The sequence below is a fragment of the Marinobacter sp. LA51 genome, from assembly GCF_030297175.1.
In the GTDB taxonomy this organism is placed as follows: domain Bacteria; phylum Pseudomonadota; class Gammaproteobacteria; order Pseudomonadales; family Oleiphilaceae; genus Marinobacter; species Marinobacter apostichopi.
On record NZ_AP028070.1, the window covers coordinates 100,585 to 119,833 of the forward strand.

General features: G+C 58.7%; 14 protein-coding genes. 11 read left to right on the forward strand and 3 right to left on the reverse strand.

Features of this window, described 5'->3' with window-relative positions:
* Positions 1-41 precede the first annotated feature (41 nt).
* From QUE89_RS00395 to QUE89_RS00425, 7 genes are all read left to right on the forward strand, one after another.
* The gene (locus tag QUE89_RS00395; protein WP_286221339.1) at positions 42-1,490 is read left to right on the forward strand and encodes a sigma-54 interaction domain-containing protein; all 1,449 of its coding nucleotides are present in this window, start codon (positions 42-44) and stop codon (positions 1,488-1,490) included.
* A gap of 328 nt (positions 1,491-1,818) precedes the next feature.
* Positions 1,819-2,871, forward strand: a complete 1,053-nt coding sequence (locus QUE89_RS00400; protein ID WP_286221340.1) for a TRAP transporter substrate-binding protein — start codon at positions 1,819-1,821, stop codon at positions 2,869-2,871.
* A 116-nt stretch (positions 2,872-2,987) separates the two neighbouring features.
* Positions 2,988-3,626, forward strand: coding sequence for a TRAP transporter small permease subunit (locus tag QUE89_RS00405; protein ID WP_286221341.1), 639 nt, complete (start codon positions 2,988-2,990; stop codon positions 3,624-3,626).
* On the forward strand, positions 3,626-4,990 hold the full coding sequence (locus tag QUE89_RS00410; protein ID WP_286221342.1) for a TRAP transporter large permease: 1,365 nt from the start codon (positions 3,626-3,628) through the stop codon (positions 4,988-4,990). Before QUE89_RS00405 ends, QUE89_RS00410 begins: the two co-directional genes overlap by 1 nt.
* Positions 4,991-5,003: 13 nt before the next feature.
* Positions 5,004-5,783, forward strand: a complete 780-nt coding sequence (locus QUE89_RS00415; protein WP_286221343.1) for a 3-hydroxybutyrate dehydrogenase — start codon at positions 5,004-5,006, stop codon at positions 5,781-5,783.
* Between the two features lie 16 nt (positions 5,784-5,799).
* Entirely contained in the window at positions 5,800-7,791 is a 1,992-nt protein-coding gene (locus tag QUE89_RS00420) for an acetoacetate--CoA ligase (protein ID WP_286221344.1), read from the forward strand.
* 375 nt (positions 7,792-8,166) lie between these two features.
* Positions 8,167-10,410 (forward strand): NADP-dependent isocitrate dehydrogenase, encoded by a 2,244-nt coding sequence (locus QUE89_RS00425; RefSeq protein ID WP_286221345.1) that lies wholly within the window; start codon positions 8,167-8,169, stop codon positions 10,408-10,410.
* Positions 10,411-10,524: 114 nt separating this feature from the next.
* Here the strand turns inward: QUE89_RS00425 and ybaK are convergent, their stop codons facing one another.
* Positions 10,525-10,995: a Cys-tRNA(Pro) deacylase gene (gene ybaK, locus QUE89_RS00430; protein ID WP_286221346.1), complete on the reverse strand. Its 471-nt coding sequence runs from the start codon at positions 10,993-10,995 to the stop codon at positions 10,525-10,527.
* Positions 10,996-11,156: 161 nt separating this feature from the next.
* Between ybaK and QUE89_RS00435 the strand changes: the two genes are divergently transcribed.
* Both QUE89_RS00435 and QUE89_RS00440 read left to right on the forward strand, forming a co-directional pair.
* The gene (locus QUE89_RS00435; protein WP_286221347.1) at positions 11,157-12,362 is read left to right on the forward strand and encodes a GGDEF domain-containing protein; all 1,206 of its coding nucleotides are present in this window, start codon (positions 11,157-11,159) and stop codon (positions 12,360-12,362) included.
* A 49-nt stretch (positions 12,363-12,411) separates the two neighbouring features.
* Positions 12,412-13,698, forward strand: a complete 1,287-nt coding sequence (locus QUE89_RS00440) for a serine hydrolase domain-containing protein (protein ID WP_286221348.1) — start codon at positions 12,412-12,414, stop codon at positions 13,696-13,698.
* Between the two features lie 11 nt (positions 13,699-13,709).
* Here QUE89_RS00440 and QUE89_RS00445 read toward each other — a convergent pair whose 3' ends face one another.
* Positions 13,710-14,054: a hypothetical protein gene (locus QUE89_RS00445; protein WP_203299109.1), complete on the reverse strand. Its 345-nt coding sequence runs from the start codon at positions 14,052-14,054 to the stop codon at positions 13,710-13,712.
* 161 nt (positions 14,055-14,215) lie between these two features.
* Between QUE89_RS00445 and QUE89_RS00450 the strand changes: the two genes are divergently transcribed.
* Positions 14,216-14,509 (forward strand): hypothetical protein, encoded by a 294-nt coding sequence (locus tag QUE89_RS00450; RefSeq protein ID WP_286221349.1) that lies wholly within the window; start codon positions 14,216-14,218, stop codon positions 14,507-14,509.
* Positions 14,510-14,524: 15 nt separating this feature from the next.
* Here QUE89_RS00450 and QUE89_RS00455 read toward each other — a convergent pair whose 3' ends face one another.
* Positions 14,525-15,553 (reverse strand): hypothetical protein, encoded by a 1,029-nt coding sequence (locus QUE89_RS00455; RefSeq protein ID WP_286221350.1) that lies wholly within the window; start codon positions 15,551-15,553, stop codon positions 14,525-14,527.
* A 77-nt stretch (positions 15,554-15,630) separates the two neighbouring features.
* Between QUE89_RS00455 and QUE89_RS00460 the strand changes: the two genes are divergently transcribed.
* Positions 15,631-19,248 carry a 7TM diverse intracellular signaling domain-containing protein gene (locus QUE89_RS00460; protein ID WP_286221351.1) on the forward strand — a complete coding sequence of 1,206 codons (3,618 nt, stop codon included), beginning with the start codon at positions 15,631-15,633 and terminating at the stop codon, positions 19,246-19,248.
* The last annotated feature ends 1 nt before the right edge of the window (position 19,249 follow it).

Here is a 19,249-nt window from a genome sequence, read left to right on the forward strand (position 1 = left end):
CCTGACTGCATCCGGGCCGCCGGATGCTGGGGTTTTTCACGATGAATGACATTCAAGCCGGTGATGGTGCGCGGTACATGACAGAGCTGTTTTCTGAAAAGAACAAAAACGGACTGACCCGTGACCTGATCGAAGCGCTGTTCCCAATGTTCGAGGAAGCCAGCGCCGGTGCCATTGCAGTGGACGGTCAGAGTCGTATTACCTGGATCAACAGCAGTTATTCACATTTGCTTGGTCTGGGCGATCCAGCCCGGGTCATTGGCAAGCCGGTACGCCAGCTGATCCCGCAGACCCGGATGCCCGAAGTGGTTGAGTCGGGCAAGCCGTTGCTGCTCGATATCATGGAGCACAACCAGCAGCAGCTGGTGGTGACCCGGCTGCCGTACTATGACGAATCCGGCCGCATCGTCGGTGCGGTGGCGTTTGTACTGTATGACGACCTGCAGCCTCTGACCCCCCTGGTTTCCAAATACCGGCGCCTGCATCAGGATCTGGCCGCCGCCCGCAAGGCGTTGGCCAAGAAGGTACGTGGCACCCGCTACAGTCTGGGCGATTTCGTTGGTGCCAGTCCGGCGGCCCTGGAGGTCAAGCGTCGGGCCCGTCTGGCGGCTGGCCGCGAGATGCCGGTACTGCTGCTGGGCGAAACCGGCACCGGTAAGGAAGTGTTGGCCCAGGCCATTCACACCGTATCGGCCCGGGCCGACAAACCGTTTGTTGGGGTTAACGTTGCCGCTATTCCGGATAATCTGCTGGAGGCGGAGTTTTTCGGGGTCGCACCGGGCGCCTACACCGGTGCTGATCGCCGCACCCGGGACGGTAAGTTCCAACTCGCCAATGGCGGCACCCTGTTCCTGGATGAGGTCGGTGATATGCCCCTGCCGCTGCAGGCAAAGCTGCTACGTGCCCTGCAGGAGGGTGAGATCGAGCCACTCGGTTCGAACAAGATCGAGCGGGTGGATGTGAGAGTCATCGCTGCCACCAGCCGAAACCTGGAAGCGATGATTGCCGAGGGCAGTTTCCGTTCGGATCTGTACTACCGGCTCAATGTGCTTGAAATTCCGATTCCACCCCTGCGGGACCGGTTGGCCGATCTGGGCGTGCTGTGTGAGTCGCTGTTGGGCGAAATTTGTGAAGGCCTGGAGCTGCGCGGCGAGATCACCGATGCCGGCGTGTCGGCCCTGGGTAGCTACGACTGGCCGGGCAATATCCGGGAGCTGCGGAATGTTCTGGAGCGGGCCCTGACCATGGGTGAAGAGGGCGGAATACTGGACGCCGATGCGGTGTTCAAGGTGCTACCCCGCAGCAGCGCCCGGCCGGTCTCTTCCCTGACCCCTCAGCCGGTGCGCCCGCTGGCCCAAACCCTGGCAGATGCTGAAGGTCAGGCCATTGAAGAGGCGCTGGTGGCCAGCCGTGGTAATCGCACGCGCGCTGCCAAATTGCTGGGAATCTCCCGGTCTGTGTTGTACGAGAAGTTGGCGAAGCTGTCCTGATTTCCGGACATGTGTCCCGACATCCGTACAAACCCCTACGACTGATGTCTAAATATGTCCGATTTTCCGGACAAATCATCCCGAACAATTTCTCTTCCTGAATGTTAACTGGCTGAAAATAATAGTAAATTTGCCTTTGGCACGTTGCCTGCAGAGACCGGTGTGCAGGACGTCAGAACAACGCAGAAAACAAGATTGACGCCTTTCGTTGGACCCCAAATTACCCGTGTCCGTCTGTTTCCTGCGATGTCTGACTATACTCAGACTAGGCCTGTCTAGGTTTGTACCCGGCAGGCCAGCCAAAATAACAATGCTAGGAGACTTGCCAATGAAACTCTTGAAGGCCATCACCGGGATCGCCGGTGCGATTGCCCTGACGACGGGTTCCGCGGTAGCAGACGATCTACGATGGAAAATGCCTGTTGCCTTCGCCACCAACCTGCCCGGTCTCGGTTCACCGGCTGCCTGGGTTGCCGATAATCTCACCACCGCTTCAGACGGCAGCATTCAGGTTCGCGTTTATGAGCCAGGCAAGCTGGTTCCTCCCTTCGACATTCTGCAATCGGTTTCTGACGGCAAAGTCTCAGCCGGTTACACCTGGATCGGCTACGATCAGGGCAAAGTGCCTGCGATTCCGCTGTTCGCCGCTGTTCCCTTTGGCATGAAGCCCTGGGCGTATATCGGCTGGTATTACTACGGTGGCGGCCATGAAATGCTGCAGGAAACTTACGCCAACAAGGGCTTCAAGGTGCATGCACAGCTTTGCGGCATTATCGGGCCCGAAACAGCCGGCTGGTATTCCAAGCCCATCGAATCGCTTGAAGATTATCAAGGCTTGAAGATTCGCTTCGCAGGTCTGGGTGGCAAGGTCCTTGAGAAACTGGGCGCTTCCGTCACCATGATGCCCGGCGGCGAACTCTACCAGGCGCTGGAAAAAGGCACGATTGATGCCACTGAGTTTTCGATGCCCGCCATCGACCAGATTCTGGGCTTCAATCAGGTAGTCAAGTACAACCTGTTCCCGGGCTGGCACCAGCAGTTCACCGCACAGTACATGCTGATCAACGCGGATGAGTGGGCTAAGACCACCGATGCCCAGAAGGCACTGGTTGAAGCTTCCTGCACCGCCGCCACAACCCGCGGCCTGGCCGAAGGCGAGTACAAGAACGGTAAGGTTCTGGCCGAGTTCCAGAGCAAGGGTGTTCAGGCTGACCAGATTCCCCGCGACGTTCTGCTCAAGCTGCGAGACGTGACCAACGAAGTGCTCGAAGAAGAAGCGTCCAAGGATGCTGACTTCAAGCGCGTTTACGAGAGTCAGCAGGAGTTTATGGAAACCTACAAGGTGTGGGACACCCGCGCCTATGTTCCAGCGGACCTTTAAGGTTCGGGGCTGACCCAGAGCACCGGGCGCAATTCCGGTGCTCTTTTATATAGTCTGGATGGCCCTACGGGGCCATCCTTGTTTCACGGCAGGCTTTCTGAACGAGGAACTGTTGTATGACAGTGTCTGATAAAAGCTCACCGCCCGATGGGCATGTATCGGTGTCGGACGCCGGTCAATTGATTCATCATCACACCGAGTTTCCGACTACCTGGCTCAGCCAGTTTGTGGATGGTGTAATTTCTGCGATCGGCAAGAGCGCTTCCTGGCTCTGGATTGTGGTCACCGGTGTGATCATCTATGCAGTGGTGGGTCGCTACGTCTTTGGCGCCGGGTCGGTGACGCTGGAAGAAGTCCAGTGGCATCTGGCTGGCGCAGGTTGGCTGTTGGGCCTGGGCTATACCCTGGTAACCGATGATCATGTCAGGGTGGATGTTATCCATGAGCGCCTGTCTCTCAAAGGTCAGGCATGGATTGAACTGCTTGGTTTGTTATTGCTGCTGTTACCGTTTCTCGGGCTGGCAGTTTACGAAATGATTCCTTACGCCTTTAGTTCCTGGGAACAGGGCGAGACCAGCCAGGCGCCTGCCGGGCTTCCCTACCGCTGGATTCTAAAGAGCATTCTGGCCGTGTCTTTTATTCTGCTGATTCTGGCTGCGTTATCCCGTCTGCTGAAAGTAACGGCTTTGCTGTTCGGTTTTCCAAAGCCAATCCGGATCGAGTCCGGGGACAATAAGAAAGAGGATGCGTCCTGATGGAGCTTGAAACCCTTTTTGTGATCGGCATGTTCCTGACGTTCGGGGCATTGTTGATGACCGGTTTTCCGGTTGCGTGGGTGTTGGGTGGCACCGCGGTTATCTGGACAGTCGTCGGTGTCATCGCCGTCGAGAATTTTGGTGCAAACCTATGGTTTGATTATTCCTCCTCCATGGGGCTTGTGCCTGAGAGGATATGGAAGGTTGTTAACAGCGAGACCCTTGTTGCACTGCCCATGTTTATCTTCATGGGCATCATGCTTGACCAGTCCGGAGTCGCGGAGCGACTGATGAACAGCATGGTCAAGCTGTTTGGAGCTGTGCGCGGCGGTTATGCAGTTACCGTCATTGTTATCGGCGTACTGTTGGCAGCGACCACGGGTATCATCGGTGCGTCCGTTGTGTTGCTCGGCATGCTGTCATTGCCGGTGATGATGGAAAACAAGTACGACAAGGGTTTTGCCGTCGGTACCGCCTGTGCCACCGGTACCCTGGGTATTCTGATTCCGCCCTCCATCATGTTGGTGTTGATGGCCGACCGCCTGGCGGTTCCCGAAGCGTCAGTGGGCGATCTGTTCATGGGCGCGTTCTTTCCCGGTCTCATGCTCGGTGCCATGTACGTGACCTACGCCATGGTTCGTCCCCTGCTGCAGCCGCACATGGCGCCGGTGCCTGAGGGCACGGAAAAAGTGACCTGGAGTATTGTCTGGGAAGTGGCAAAAGCCGTTGTGCCAACGGCCGCGCTGATTCTGGGCGTGCTCGGCTCCATCTTTGCCGGGATAGCAACGCCCACGGAGGCATCCGGTGTTGGTGCGTTGGGCGCCCTGATACTGGCTTTAATGGCCGGTCGACTGAACATGAAGGTCCTGAACTCCTCCATGCAGCAGACAACCCGCACGGCTGCATTCATTTTTGCCATCTTCCTGGGTGCAACAGCCTTCTCTGTGGTACTGCGTGGGCTGGGCGGTGACCAGGTCATCGAGGACGCCCTGCTGGGATTGCCTTTCGGCCCCTACGGCATTGTTCTTGCCATCCTGTTCGGTGTCTTTCTGCTCGGCTTCTTCCTGGATTGGGTGGAAATCACCCTGATCATCTTGCCCCTGGTAGCACCCGTGGTGCAGCAGCTTGGATTTGATCTGGTGTGGTTCACCATCCTGTTTGCGATGTGTCTGCAGACGTCGTTCCTGACCCCGCCGGTCGGCTTTGCCCTCTTCTACATCAAGGGTGTAGCGCCGCCGGAGATCAATGTGACCGATATCTACCGGGGCGTTATTCCGTTCATTATTATTCAGCTGATTGGTCTGGCTATCGTATTCGTCGTGCCGGAAATCGCGACCTGGCTGCCAAGCGTGGCTTATGACTAAGGAGAAAATACCAATGCGTCTGGAAAACCGGATTGCACTGATCACCGGTGCCGGTCGTGGCATCGGTCGGGCCATCGCCGAGCACTACGGCCGCGAAGGTGCCCGTGTTGCGGTTGCTGACCTGACCCTGGAAAGTGCCCAGGAAGCGGTGGACGCCATTGAGCAGGCCGGCGGAACCGCCATGGCTCTGGCCATGGACGTTACTGACGAGCACGCCGTGGACGCCGGTATGGCAGCCATTGTCGAGAAATGGGGTGGGCTGGATATTGCGTTGGCCAATGCCGGCATCCAGCACATCGATGCCGTACACAAACTGTCGTTTTCCGATTGGCGCAAGGTCATGAACGTGCACCTGGACGGCGCCTTCCTGGTGACCCGGGCCGCCCTCAAGCAGATGTACGCCAGCGGTGGCGGCACCATGCTGTACATGGGCTCGGTACACTCTCTGGAAGCCTCGCCGTTGAAGGCGCCATACGTGGCGGCCAAGCACGGTATGCTGGGCCTGTGCCGGGCCGTAGCGAAAGAAGGTGCGGAGCACGGGGTTCGCAGTAACATCATTTGCCCTGGTTTTGTTCGCACTCCGCTGGTCGACAAGCAGATTCCCGAACAGGCCAAAGAACTGGGCATGTCCGAGGAAGATGTCATCAGTAAGGTAATGCTGAAAAACACCGTGGATGGTGAGTTCACCACCGTGGAAGATGTTGCCGAGCTGGCCGTTCATCTGGCGGCGTTCCCGTCAGCCGCGTTGACCGGTCAATCCATCGTGGTTAGCCACGGCTGGCACATGCAATAAGAGACAGGAGAGACGGATGAGTCACACAGAGCAAGCGCCGGTCGTCTGGTCACCTTCAGAGACAATGCTCCGGCATTCGCGCATGGGCGAGTTCATCGCCTGGCTGGAAGGCCAGGATTATGGTCCCTTTGCGGATTACCACGCCCTGCACCAGTGGTCGATCGACGATCTGGAAACCTTTTGGGCCAAGGTCTGGGAATACTGCGGCCTGGTCAGCCATCAGCCTGCCGAGCGCGTTCTGGGCAAGCGTGACATGCCGGGTGCCGAGTGGTTTCCGGGGATGAAACTGAACTTTGCCGCCAACCTGCTACGGCTGGCAGATGGTGAGCACGCCAACCACGAAGCCGTGGTGGCCTACTGCGAGACCCGGCCGGTTTTGCGCCGCACCTACGCCGAGCTGAAAGCTGACGTTGGTGCGCTGGAAGCCTTCCTGACATCGAAGGGCATTAAGTCTGGCGATCGAGTGGCAGGTGTGGTCACCAATGGTTATGAGGCCATGGTTGGTATGTTGGCAGCCACCAGCCTGGGCGCCATCTGGAGCTCGGCCTCGCCTGACTTTGGGGTGGGCGCCATCCTAGACCGCTTCAGCCAGATTGAGCCGACGGCTCTGATTGCGGTCAATGGCTACGGCTACGGCGGCAAAGTGTTTGCCCGCCAGGACGATTTCTCCGAACTGGTCGCTGGCCTGCCGTCCCTGAAGTGTGTGGTCAGCGTGGCCCAGCTGCCGGACCAGGCTCCGATATCCGGGCCACTGGTCACCCCCTGGGATCAAGCCCTTGCCGCCGGTGCCGGCCGGGCGCCGTCATTCACACCGCTGGACCCGGATCATCCGGTCTATATCCTGTACTCATCCGGCACCACCGGCCAGCCCAAGTGCATCGTACACGGCAGTGCCGGCTTGCTGGTCAACCACGCCAAGGAGCTGATGCTGCAAGGCGATGTCGGGCCGGAAGACCGGTTCCTGTACTTCACCACCTGCGGCTGGATGATGTGGAACTGGCAGGCGTCCGCGCTGCTGACCGGTGCTGCTGTGATCACGGTCGATGGCTCACCCGGCTACCCCAGCCTGAATTCCCTGTGGGAAACCGTGGCCACTGAAAAAGTCACCCACTTCGGCACCAGCGCCCGCTTCCTGGCGGGTTGCCGCAAAGCCGGTCTGACCCCGGCCCGGGATCTGGACCTGAAAGACCTGAGAGTACTGTTCTCCACCGGCTCACCATTGCTGCCGGAAGACTACGACTGGGTTTACGAAGATGGCGCGCCCGGTGTGTTGCTGGGCTCCATTGCCGGCGGCACCGACATTTGCGGTTGCTTTGTGGGTGCCACACCTTTGCTGTCAGTGCGCCGAGGTGAAATCCAGTGCCGGTTCCTGGGTGTTGATGCGGTTGCCTACGGCGACGATGGCCAGCCGGTTACCGATGGCCGGGGTGAACTGGTCTGTCGCCAGCCCCTGCCCTCCATGCCGGTCAGCTTTTGGAACGACTCCGACGGCGCCCGCTACCGCGGCGCCTACTTCGAGACTTTCCCCGGTGTCTGGGCCCATGGCGATTTCATTGAATTCACCGAACACGGTGGCGCGATCATTTATGGCCGCTCCGACGCCACGCTGAACCCGGGCGGTGTTCGCATCGGTACCGCGGAAATCTACCGTCAGGTTGAGACCATCGCGGAAGTGAAAGACAGCCTGGTGGTGGGGCGCCAGATCGAAGGCGACGTGGAAGTGGTGCTGCTGGTGGTGCCGGCGGAAGGTCAGAGCCTCACCGAGGAACTGATGAAACGGCTGCGCACCGGTATTCGCGAAGGCGCCAGCCCGCGGCACGTTCCCAAGCACATCGTCGACGTGGCTGACATTCCCTACACCCGCAGTGGTAAGAAAGTTGAACTGGCAGTGGCCCGCCTAATCAATGGCTCAACCAAAGCCGACAACAGGGATGCGCTGTCGAACCCGGAAGCGTTGGATCACATTCGGGATAAGTTAGCGGCTGCCAATCTGCTCCCGAAAGGGTAAAACCGACAAGGTTCGACGAGCGGCGGGATTATTGGTCTCCAAAACTGTGCGGAGCCATGGATGGCGGAGCTCAAGCGCCACAAGGATGTGCTTGAGCGGGTTTTGGAGGCCAATAATTTCGCCGCGACACGCCTGAATTGAAATCACGAATGTACGAAAGTTTCGTAAATTCGAGGCATTTCATCGTCCTGTAACGGGAATTAGCGAACTTTTACTCCGTTCTTATACTAAGATCGTAACCCCAATTTGTTAAAAAATGGTATCTTAGTAGGTCTATCAAAAGTTCCTAATCAGTCATTGCTTGGGTAAGCCGTTCACAAGACGCCAGACCTAGCCATGACCGTCCTGAACCCACCCATTAGCCTGAGGACGAAAATGACATCATCCAAAGCCAAGATTGTCTATACCCTGACCGATGAGGCACCTGCCCTCGCAACACGGTCACTTCTTCCTATCCTGGAAACCTACGCCAAGCCGGCTGGTATCGAATTTGAAACCAGCGACATTTCCCTCGCGGCGCGTATTCTGGCGAATTTCCCGGACTTCCTCGAAGAAGGTCAGCGGGTTCCGGATGCATTGGCGGAGCTGGGCGAGTACACCAAGGACCCAGACGCCAACATCATCAAACTGCCGAACATCTCAGCCTCCATCCCGCAGCTGCGTGCTGCCATCAACGAGCTGAACGAGCAGGGCTTCAAGGTACCGGAATACAAAGAGCACCCGGACACCGATGAAGAGAAAGAGATTCAGTCTCGCTACGCGAAGGTTCTGGGCAGTGCCGTAAACCCGGTTCTGCGTGAAGGTAACTCCGATCGCCGCGCGCCGGCTGCCGTCAAAGCCTTTGCCCGCAAGTACCCGCATTCCATGGGCGATTGGAGCCCGGCCTCCCGCACTCACGTGGCGCACATGCGCGGTGGCGATTTCTACTCCAGCGAACAGTCCGTCACCCTGGAGAAGGCCACTACGGCCCGCATCGTGTTCGAGAACAAGCAGGGCAAACAGACCGTACTGAAGTCCGAACTGCCGCTGCAGGAAGGCGAAGTTCTGGACGGCATGTTCATGAGCAAGACCGCGCTGGTGAAGTTCTTCGAAGATGCGATCAAAGATTGCGAAGACACTGGCGTGATGTTCTCCCTGCACGTGAAAGCCACCATGATGAAGATCTCTCACCCGATCGTGTTCGGTCACGCGGTGAAGGTGTTCTACAAGGACCTGTTCGACAAGCACGGCCAGCTGTTCGATGAGATTGGCGTGAACCCGAACAACGGCCTGTCCAGCGTGGTCGAGAAGATCAAGCAGCTGCCTGAGTCCAAGCAGGAAGAAATCCAGGAAGACCTGCACGCGTGCTACGAGCACCGTCCGGAAATCGCCATGGTTGATTCGGTCAAGGGCATCACCAACCTGCACGTACCGAGCGACGTTATCGTTGACGCTTCCATGCCGGCGATGATCCGTAACTCCGGCAAGATGTGGGCGCGTGATAACAAGCTCAAGGACACCAAGGCGGTCATGCCGGAGTCCACCTACGCCACCATCTACCAGGAAGTGATCAACTTCTGTAAGACCCACGGCGCCTTTGATCCCACCACCATGGGTACGGTACCGAACGTTGGTCTGATGGCGCAGAAAGCCGAAGAATACGGTTCCCACGACAAGACTTACGAAATCAAGGAACAGGGTGTTGTTCGTGTAATTGCCGAAGACGGCACCGTGTTGACCGAGCACAACGTTGAGGAAGGCGATATCTGGCGCGCGTGCCAGACCAAGGACCTGCCGATCCGCGACTGGGTCAAGCTGGCGGTCAGCCGCGCCCGTGCCACTGGCATGCCGGCGGTATTCTGGCTGGATGACGAGCGCGCCCACGACGCCGAGCTGATCAAGAAGGTTGAGACCTTCCTGAAGGATCACGACACCGAAGGACTGGAAATCCACATCCTGTCGCCGGTCCGTGCCATCCGCTGGACCATGGAGCGCCTGATTCGCGGTCTCGACACCATCTCGGTGACCGGTAACGTGCTGCGTGATTACCTGACCGACCTGTTCCCGATCCTGGAGCTGGGTACCAGCGCCAAGATGCTGTCCATCGTGCCGCTGCTGAACGGCGGTGGTCTTTACGAGACTGGTGCTGGCGGTTCCGCGCCCAAGCACGTACAGCAGCTGATTCAGGAAAACCACCTGCGCTGGGATTCCCTGGGTGAATTCCTGGCGACGGCGGTGTCCCTGGACGAACTGGGTGAGAAGCAGAGCAACGAGCGCGCCCGTCTGCTGGGTCAGACCCTGGACAAGGCCACCGAGCGCCTGCTCGAGAACAACCAGTCACCGTCCCGCGTGACCGGTGAGCTCGATAACCGCGGCTCCCACTTCCACCTGGCCCGTTACTGGGCGGAAGAGCTGTCCAACCAGGACAGCGACAAGGATCTGAAGGAGTTCTTCGCCAAGTTGTCCAAGCAGCTGGAAGAGAACAAGGACAAGATCCTGCAGGAGATGACCGACGTTCAGGGTAATCCGGCCGACATCGGTGGTTACTACCACCCGCCGACCGAGCGGGTCTGCGAAGTTATGCAGCCCAGCGCCACGCTGAACCAGATCCTTGCCGACGCCCGTGCTTCTGTGAAGTAAGCGTCTTAAGGATCCAGATCCGGCTTTAGCCGGATCGACCAAAAAACCCGGACCGCCGCTTGGCTCTCCGGGTTTTTTTGGGCCTGAATGGGATGTCGGTGCACCCGGAGCAGCCTAGTCCTGCTGCAACGGCACGAAGTGTCCGTTGACCAGTTGGGCCAGGTCGTCTGGTGCCAGCTCTATCTCCAGTCCGCGCCGACCGGCACTGACGAAGACGGTGTCATAAGCCTCGGCAGAGGCGTCGATGAAGGTTTTCAGCCGCCGTTTCTGGCCCAGGGGGCTGACCCCGCCCAGGACATAGCCAGTGCTGCGTTGGACCGCGTTCGGTTGCGCCATAGTGGCTTTTTTGCCCTGGGCCGCGCGGGCAACCCGTTTCATGCTCAACATTGCCGTAACCGGGATCACCGCGACTGCCAGTTCCTTGCCGTCTACTGCCACCACCAGAGTCTTGAAGACACGGCCAGGCTCTACGCCGATCTTGTCCGCTGCTTCGGTGCCGTAGCTTTCGCAGGACGGGTCGTGATGGTATTCGTGGATATCATGGTCAATCCTGGCCTTTCTGGCGGCATTTATTCCCGGGGTCATGGAATTTCCTGGTGGCAATGGTCGAAGTAAAACTTAGCACAGTCCGGGTCGGTAGCCTTTGCCAAGCGCGTATTGAAGGCTCGACTTACACCCTCGCCATGACTATTTTAAGAGACAGCTATGAGTTCTGCCCGGGCGCCACACATTGATGTGATTAACCAATGACACACCCCCACGATCGATCGATCTCCAACCGTTTGCTGCCTGTGCGTCGGGCCTTTTGGGCGGCTTCCATATACCTGGTGGCCGGATTTGCCTGGATTGCCTTTTCCGACCGGGTTGTAGAGGCGTGGTTTGAAGACCCGGCTTCGCTGTCCCGGGTCCAGACCTGGAAGGGTTTTTTCTTCATTCTGGTCACCGGCCTGGTGCTGTTTACCGCCTTGCTCCGACAGCTACACAAGGACCGCGCCCTGCTGGCCCTCCAGCATGGCCAGAGCCAGGCCTTGCGCAACCGGGAGCGTCAGCTCACGGTGCTGATGGACAACCTGCCGGGAATGGCGTATCGGCGTCTGCGTGATGATCAGTGGAGCCTGCTGTTCGTTTCTGATGGCTGCGTTGAACTGACCGGGTACGAGCCGTCGGAATTGATCGACAGCCGGCGCCTCGGTTATTCAGACCTGGTGGATGCCGCCACTCGTGAACGCGTGACTCGGGAAATAGCCGAGGCCCTCGCCGCCGATCAGCCGTTTTCAGTGGAATACGCGCTCACTCGCAAAGACAGGCGAGAAATCTGGGTATGGGAGCGCGGGCGTGGCGTGGTCGATGATCAGGGCGAAATCGCCGTGGAAGGTGTGGTGCTGGACATTTCCGACCGCAAGAAGCTGGAAAGCGAGTTGGAAGAGCTGGCCACCCGCGATTCCCTGACCGGACTGCTGAACCGTCGCGAGCTATCCCGTTTGCTGGATGAAGAGCTGGAACGGGCCAAGCGGTATCAACGCCCAATGGCTATCCTCTGGATCGATTTTGATCATTTCAAGGACGTGAACGACACCTATGGTCACGCCGCCGGCGATTCGGTACTCAAGTCGGTCAGCAAGCTTTTCCTTGATAGCGTTCGCAGTGTCGATCTGGTCGGCCGGTTTGGCGGTGAAGAATTTGTCATTGTGCTGCCCGAGATGGATGTGAGCGAGGCCCGCGAAACTGCCGAGCGTCTGCGTGCCCGAGTCAGCGCGGTACCGCAGCCTTTGGGGAACGGCAATTCGGTTCACCTGACCATCAGTGTTGGCGTTGCCGTCTTCCCGAATCACGGTCTGAATTCTGGTCAATTGAGGGCAGCCGCCGATCGGGCCATGTATAAGGCCAAAGCGCGGGGTCGCAATTGTGTTTCGATGGCACACCTCTTCCCGCATGTTCATAATGACGCCTGAACCAGTAATAAAAACAGACCACTGACCACTGAATTAAGGTTGTATCTGGATGAATCGTATAGCGCGCCGTGCCCTGCACACCTGCCAAGTTCCCGCCGACTTGTCTGCCGTTACCTACCGCGATGCTGCGGGCGAACGCCCGGACGTGGTCGGAGTCAGTCAGGAGACGACTGATGCCATTTGGCGCAGTGCCGAGGCTTTGTATCGTACTGGCGTGCATCCGGGCTTGCAGTTGTCACTACGGCACCGGGGCGAGCAGGTACTGCATCGGGCTCTCGGCCACGCCACCGGCAATGGCCCGAACGACAGTGAAAGCGTTCTGAAGTCGGCGATGACCACGGATACGCCCATCTGCTACTTCTCTGCGTCCAAGGCGGTCACAGCGTTGCTGATTCATATGCTGGCCGAACAGGGCCAGGTCAACCTGACCGATCCGGTCGCCTATTACTGCCCGGAATTTGCCCAGGGTGGCAAGCGCACGATAACCGTGCATCAGGTGCTGTCCCACCGCGGAGGCATCCCCGCCATTCCCCGGGATACCCCGATTGATGTGCTCTGGCAGAAGGATGAAATCTGGCGCCTGTTATGCGAGGCCACACCGGTGGAAGTCGACGGCGCCAAGGTGGCCTATCACGCCATCACGGGCGGCTTTGTGTTGCAGCGGGTGCTGGAGAAGGTCACCGGCCGTAGCATCGAGGAATTCCTGGATGAACACCTGCGCCAGCCCATGGGCATGAAATGGTTCACTTACGGCATTGCCCCGGAGCACCTGCACCAGTTGGCCAGCAATTACGCTACCGGTCCAACGCCGCGGTTCCCAGTGTCCTGGATCGTCAATCGTGCCCTGGGCAGTGACATTCACACGGTGGAAAAGGTTACCAACGATCCGAGGTTCCAGGAGGCGGTCATTCCCGCCGGCAACCTGGTTGGCACTGCCGAGGAAATGGGCCGGTTCTACCAGATGATGCTTAATGGCGGGATCTGGAACGGCAAGCGCATCTGCAGCGAAATGACGGTTCGGCGTGCTATCCAGCAATTTGGTTCGCTGCAGATCGACCGGACCATGATGATTCCGATGCGTTTCAGTGCGGGCCTTATGCTGGGCGGGAATCCGGTCGGCCTTTGGGGGCCGCAGAGTCGCGATGCTTTCGGCCACGTCGGCCTGATCAACAAACTGTGCTGGGCCGATCCGGCGCGGGACATCTCGGTCAGCCTGCTGAACACCGGTTTCCCGATTGTTGGTCACCATCTGCCGGCACTGGCCAAGTTTGTCTATACCGTCTGCAAGAACTTTCCCCTGATCCCCGAGAATCAGCGGCCACTGGTGGCCGCGTAAGACCGCCGGGGTCAGAGCGTTCTCAGCTGGTCTTCAAGAATGCCCAGCACTGACGACAGGATGTCGCGGAAGTCGGTCAGTGTCTGGGTCCTCTGAATCACATCCTCACGGTTCTCATCCAGTCTCTCCAGCTTGGGCACCACCCGCCGGATACCCTCGGTAATGACCTCGTATGGGTAGTGATGGTCCTGGATGCTGAGCTTGTTCATCTCAGCCACTTCCTGACTGAAAATGCTGATGATGTCGTACAGCATGTCCTTGTGATGGATGTTGCCGGCTTCCCAATAGGCGTCATCCAGCAGTTCCAGCAAGGACAGGTATTCACGGAGGGTATCGGAGACGGAGGTCTGGGGCATGGTCACTCTCGGACAGTACAGGGAATAATCTAAAGGGAACTATAGCAGGGCTGGCTACGTGGGGAGAGCGGTGACCCAATTCCGGCGCCCGGATAACAATGAAACTCTGTTCATTATTATTGCGCTTGGCGCTGTAGCTGGGCACACTCCGAGATTGGGAGATGGACCTTATCAACACTCAATGGATGAGCAACCGAATGGACAAGCCAGCGCCCACGCCCGCCCACCAGGGCCAGTTCGAACGAACGGTGGACCTCGATCACCATGACAGTGTCCGCAACCACGTGCACCAGCGCGTCAGCTCTGAAGTTGAACGGTTGCAGCGCCGCATTGAAGTCCTGCGTCTGACCCAGGCACCTCACGTCGCGTTCATGATTTCCAGTTACCAGCGCATGATCGACCAGAAAAAAGGCTTTCTGCAAAACTGGGACCTGAGTGACCGGAGCATGAGCTGACAGTCCAGGGCCGGATCAGTTGCGCAGCCCGCTAGGCGCGGTGGCGTAGCTTGAGGTCGGAGTGTCCAGATTCAGGCAGTAATCCGGATTGGCTTCGGTTTGGCCGGCGTTGTCGGGATCATCCTGTTGCGGTGGTTCGTCCAGTGAGGTGAACACCGCAACGGACGGATCGGTGTAATTCATTTCAATGCGCAGGCAATCAACGGTTTCCCCCGCAAACTCGAACTCCGGCCCACCTTCAGTGCCCCCGTTGGTGCCAATAGCCGTGCCATCAATTCGCACGATGTCAGTGTTCAGCCCCTGATACTCCCGGACAAACGCCATTTCCCGCTCGCCCTCAATCACGATGCTGCCTTCCGTGAGTGCCCGGGCGCCGTCATTGTAACCGGAGGTCTGGAAGTCCCGTGCCAGGTACTGGGTGCCGAGGGTGGCGCTGGGGTTGGTGGTATCTGCTTCGAATGACCCGGACGCCACCCAGTTGATCACCCGGGTGACCCGATTGGAGCTGTCTGGCGTGTACACCCATTTCACGATCGGGTAACGCCAGCTGTACTCGGACACCCCCAGTCCGTCTGTCAACGCCTGCTGATCGGTGAATCGGATTGAGACGTTGTTGGTGGTGTTGCTGTACTCGCCAGCCTGGCCGTCATCAATGCGCTCGCTCATGTAGCGTCGGCCATCGATAAAATTGCCAATAGCGCTTTCACCAATCACCCGGCGCATCAAATCCAGCGGGTTGCGCACCGAGGCGATGGCCGTTGGGTCATCGTCTGGATAGTTCAGTTCCAGAAAGACGGCAAGTTGGGCGCGGATCCCTTCGGCGATATTCTGGTCTGCGGTGTCACCACTGTCAGCCGGCTCTACCGCCAGAACCAGGTCACTGAACAACAGAATGTCGGTGGCCTCGGTCAGGGCAAAGGTCGAAAAGGTAACATCCACATTTGTGGCGGGGTTGAAGGCACTTGGACCGGAATCCTCGGAACCGCAGCCGGCAAGCACCAGAGGGATGCAGGCAATCCGAATGAAGTGGCGGAAATGTCTCATTTAGTCGGACTCTGAGGTGCGCAATCGCGGGTAAACCGCTAAAGTGATTGTCTGCGGGACACTCGGCCCCGCTGTGAATGCTGACAATAAACGATAAGACAGGCATCTGCCCGCGCGGAGATCACATTTTGCGGCAACGGCATTTTTCGACATCTAGCCCAGTGGTTCGCGTTGCGCTGCGCGTGTTCGTGGCGTTGTTGTTCCTGCTGACGGCATCGCTGTCATCGTCAGCTTCCACCCAGCCGGTCTGTCGTGACGGCGCCCTGGTTTTGAACAGCAGTACCACCTCCGTCCGTGACCTGAGCCGCTGCATCTGGTACCTGGAAGACCCTCAACAGCAGCTGGGTTTCAATACCGTCAAGGATCGTGGCCTCAGCGCCTTTACCCGGCACGAGGGGGGCGTACTCAACTTCGGTTACACCGAATCAGCCTACTGGGTCCGGTTTGACGTGCGCACGCTCGGTAGCGCCGGGGCCAGCGACTGGATCCTGGAGCTGGCCCTGCCCCTGGTGGATGAGGTGCGGTTGTATCTGGTGCAGGGCGGTGAGGTCTTGCAGCAGAGCCGGGCCGGTTACCAGGACAATTGGACCGAGCGGGATCTGGCCGTCCCTAACCCTACCTTCCGGCTCGGGTTATTGCCGGATTCGGTGAACACTGTCTATCTGCGCATTACCAACACCAATACCTTCCGACTGCCGCTCAGCCTCTGGCATCCCGATGCCTATATCCAGAAAGTGTCCGTGGACGAGGTGGTGCGGGGACTGCTGTTAGGCGCCGTGCTGGCCATCCTTGCGTACAATCTGTTCGTTGCGGTGTCGGTGCGCGAACGCAGTAACATCTATTACGTGCTCTACCTGGTGTCAGCGGCCATATTTATCGTCACCGAACAGGTGCATGGTATCCAGTTGTTGGACAGCCGGCCGGCCCTGTTTGATAAATCCTACCTGCATTTTCAGATCATCATGACCTGGTTCTGGGGCCTGCTGATGGCCCGCCACCTGCTGGAAACCCCGGAACGCTCGGCCGATCTCGACCAGGTGCTGCGGCTGTGCCTTTACTCGGTGGTGGTGACGGGCGTGCTGTCGCTGTTCCTGCCCTACCATGTGGCGATGGAGTGGATCGTCATTGGCTCTTTGGTGCTCAGTGTGGTGTTGATCGTGGTCAGCTATCTGTCCTGGCGCTATTACAACCCGGCCGCCCGCTTCTACTTCTTTGCCTGGACCCTGGCGTTGATCGGGTTCGGGGTTTATGCCCTCACCGTGATGGGTTATCTGCCGCTCAATTCCCTCACCAACTACTCACCACAGATCGGGCTGACGGCCCAGATCATCCTGTTTTCCTTTGCCCTGGCCGACCGGATTAAGCAGGTTCAGGGCGAAGCACTGGGCTGGAGCCAGCGGGCATTGTCGAACCTGCAGCGCTATCAGTCGCTGTTTGATAATGCCATTGAGGGTGTGTTTCAGATGTCGCCGGACCGTCGTTTCATCACCGTTAATCCGGCGATGGCAGAGTTGATGGGGTACGGCAATGCCCGTGATCTTCTGGCCCGGAACCTCGACGTGCTGGAAACCTGTATCGTCGATGATCGGGTCCGACAGCAGGTAGTGGCGAAGCTGGAAGCTGAGGGTAAGATCAAGGGCGTGGAAACCCGGTACCTGACCTGCGATGGCGAAGAGCGTTGGGCCAATATCTCCCTGCACACGGTGTACGACGCGAAAGGCGAACCCACCCATCTGGAAGGCACCTGCATCGATGCCACCGAGAGTCGCCAGCGCCAGCGCATTGAGCGCGAACGCGAACAGGAGCGGCTGGAAAAGGAGGTGGCGCGCAATTCGGCCGAGGCCAAGAGCCAGTTTCTGGCCAACATGAGCCATGAAATCCGGACCCCGCTGGCGGCAATCATCGGTTATGGCGAGACCCTGCTGGAACCGGACCTGAGTCCCCAGGAAAAGCGCAGCAGCGCGGAAACCGTGGTCCGCAGTGGCCGGCACCTGCTGGAACTGGTCAACGATATTCTTGATCACTCCAAGATCGACGCCAACAAACTGGCCGTGGACGTGGTGTCGGTGGACCTGCCGGAGCTACTGGATGAAATCCGCGCGTTCTTTGCCCCGAGAGCCCGGGAAAAGGGCCTGGAGTTCAGCATTGTCTGTGAATATCCGTTGCCGGAAAGGATTCTCACTGACCCCACCCGATTGCGGCAAATCATTATTAATTTGTGCGGAAATGCGCTTAAGTTCACCGAAAAAGGATCTATTTCCCTGTTGATTCGGTGCAATCGTGCTGAGGAAACTCTGGTTGCCCGGGTGGTTGATACCGGTATCGGGATGAAGCCGGAACAGCTGGTTCGGCTGTTCGATCCCTTTGCCCAGGGCAGCGCCGCCATCTCCCGGCAGTACGGCGGTACCGGGCTGGGCCTGAGTATTTCCCGGCGCCTGGCAGAAATGCTGGGTGGTGATATCGAGGTCCGCAGCACCTATGGGGAAGGCAGTGAATTCGAGGTCTCGATCCGTACCGGAGCCCTTGCCAATGTATATTTCCTGCAGGATGCGTCGGAACTGAGCCAGCGCCGGCGCTCGATTCCGATGGTGCTGGCGCCAAGACTGACGGGACGCATTCTCTGCGCCGAAGACAACGAGACCAATCGGCGCCTGGTGTCGCTGTTGGTGGCGCGCACTGGTGCCGAGCTGGTGCACGTTGGCAATGGTGCTGAGGCCCTTGAGCTGGCCCTGCGCGACTACTTCGACCTGATCCTGATGGATATCCAGATGCCGGTGATGAATGGCCGCGATGCCACTGCGGCGTTGCGGGAGGCAGGCGTCAATACGCCGGTGATCGCGCTCACCGCCAACGTCATGGCCGAAGACATAGCCGACTATCGTCTGGCGGGCTGCAATGAGCATCTAGCCAAACCCATCGATAAACAGCGTTTCTACGAGGCCCTGGCCAGATACCTGGAGTTCACGCCGGAATCAGTCGAACCTCCGGCCCGTGCCTTTAAGGGACGGGTTCTGGTGGCTGAGGACAGCGAGGACAATCGTCGCCTGGTGGAGCGGATGCTGGGCCGTCAGGGTCTGGAAGTGCTGTCGGTGGCCAGTGGTGAGGACGCGGTGCGCCGTGCCCTGTCCGAGTCGATCCATCTGGTATTGATGGATAGCCACATGCCGGGCATGGATGGGGTCGCCGCCACCCGGCTGCTGCGCCAGACCGGTTTCCGGCGCCCCATTATCGCGTTCACCGCTGGCGATCAGAAAGAGAGCGACGCCCTGCTGGCGGCCGGATGTGACGACGTGCTCAATAAACCCATTGACCATACCCATGTTCAGGCCCTGCTGGAACGTTACCTCCGGCCCCAGACCGGAAGTGTCAGGGGCGACGTCGAGGATGAAGACATTGAACGTCTGGTGCCTCAGTTCCTGGCCGGTCTGCCGGAGCGTCTGCGGCGCATGGACTCGGCTTGCATTCACGGCGATGTCGAGACCCTGAAATCCGAGGCACATCAGATCAAGGGCACTGCGGGGGCCATGGGGTACCCGCAAATGACCCAGCAGGCCGGCGCGGTTGAGGCTCTGCTGAAAGCCGAGGCTCAGGATTGGGCGCGGGTTCGCGGTGAGCTGGACGAGCTCAATGCGATGATTGAACGAGCATGTTCGGCAGCAGTCACATCACCCCAATCGCACTTCTCAGACCAATAAC